At 63.1% G+C, this 1,351-nt stretch carries 1 pseudogene; it reads right to left on the minus strand.

The window, feature by feature from the left end:
• Positions 1-25 precede the first annotated feature (25 nt).
• Positions 26-1,297, minus strand: a pseudogene (locus BCY76_RS17265) (IS3 family transposase).
• Between the last annotated feature and the right edge of the window lie 54 nt (positions 1,298-1,351).

Raw genomic sequence — 1,351 nt, forward strand, 5'->3', positions numbered from 1 at the left:
GCACTGGGATTGATGGAGACTCCGGCTATAGGGATTCCACCAGCTCATTGGGTCTGATGTTGTCATCGTAGAACAGGTCCTCGAACTCAGCTGGCGGCCGGTCACCGAGGTACCCATGAAGCCGCTCAGTGTTGTGCCAATGCACCCACCCGAGAGTGGCCAGCTCCACATCTTCGACTGTCTTCCATGGACCGCGATGGGTGCGCACCGGTCCTCGGATGAGCTCGGCCTTGTAGTAACCGTTGACGGTCTCGGCCAGAGCATTGTCGTAGCTATCCCCGACGGTTCCGATCGAGGGAGTGGCCCCGATTTCGGCCAGTCTTTCGCCGTAGCGAATGGAGGTGAATTGAGATCCTGCATCGCTGTGGCACCGTAGCTGCTCGTGCCGTGGGCCTCGGGACCAGCGGGCCATCTCGATTGCGTCGAGCACCGTGTCGGTGCGCATCGTGGAGGCGACCCGCCACCCGACAATCGTGCGGCTGAAGGCATCGATGATGAAGCAGACATAGGCGACACCGGCCCAGGTCGGTACGTAGGTCAGATCGGTGACCCAGAGCCTGTTCGGCGCGATCGCGGTGAACTCGCGATTGACCAGATCCGGATGCCGCGGGGCTTCAGGATCAGGTGCGGTGGTGCGAACCTTTTTGCGCCGGAGGACACCTTCGAGGCCAGCGTGGCGCATCAGTCTGGCTGTCTGATCTCTGCCGATCTGCAGGCCGGCCCGGTTCGCAGCCTTCCAGAGCTTCCTGGCTCCATAGACCCCGTAGTTCTGGGCATGGAGGGCCACCAGCTGCGGGATCAGCTCGGCATCCCTGAGGCTCCGGGCCGAGGGGGCGCGGTTCTTTGCGGCGTAGTAGGTGCTCGTAAGCCACCTGCAGCAGAGTGCAGATGGGCTCGACTCCGAGTCGACGACCGTCGATGACGTCGTCTCTGTTGGCGTCGATGAAGGCGACTATCTCGGTGACTGGCGGTCGAGCTCCGCCCCGAAGAAAGTCGCGGCCCGCTTCAAGATCTCGTTGGCGCGCCGCAGTTCACGGTTCTCTTGTTCCAGGGCTTTCTCTCGGGCCGACTGCTCGGTGCTCTGGCCCGGGGCGTGGCCTTCATCGATGTCTGCTTGGCGGACCCAGGACCGGACTGACTCGGGGCCGTAGCCGAGCTGAGTAGCCACCCGCTTCACGGTGCCGCGGTCGGTGCCCAGCTCCTGGCGTAGCTGGCGGACCATTCGCACCGCCGCGGCCTTCTCCTGCTCGGAGTATCGGCGCGTGGTCGCGTTGCCCGGTTTGATCTCTTGTGGCATGTCTCCATCATCCTTTCCAAACGATGGAGTCTCCAAGAATCCCAGTGCGGTTCA

Source organism: Nesterenkonia sp. PF2B19, from assembly GCF_001758425.2.
GTDB lineage: Bacteria > Actinomycetota > Actinomycetes > Actinomycetales > Micrococcaceae > Nesterenkonia > Nesterenkonia aethiopica.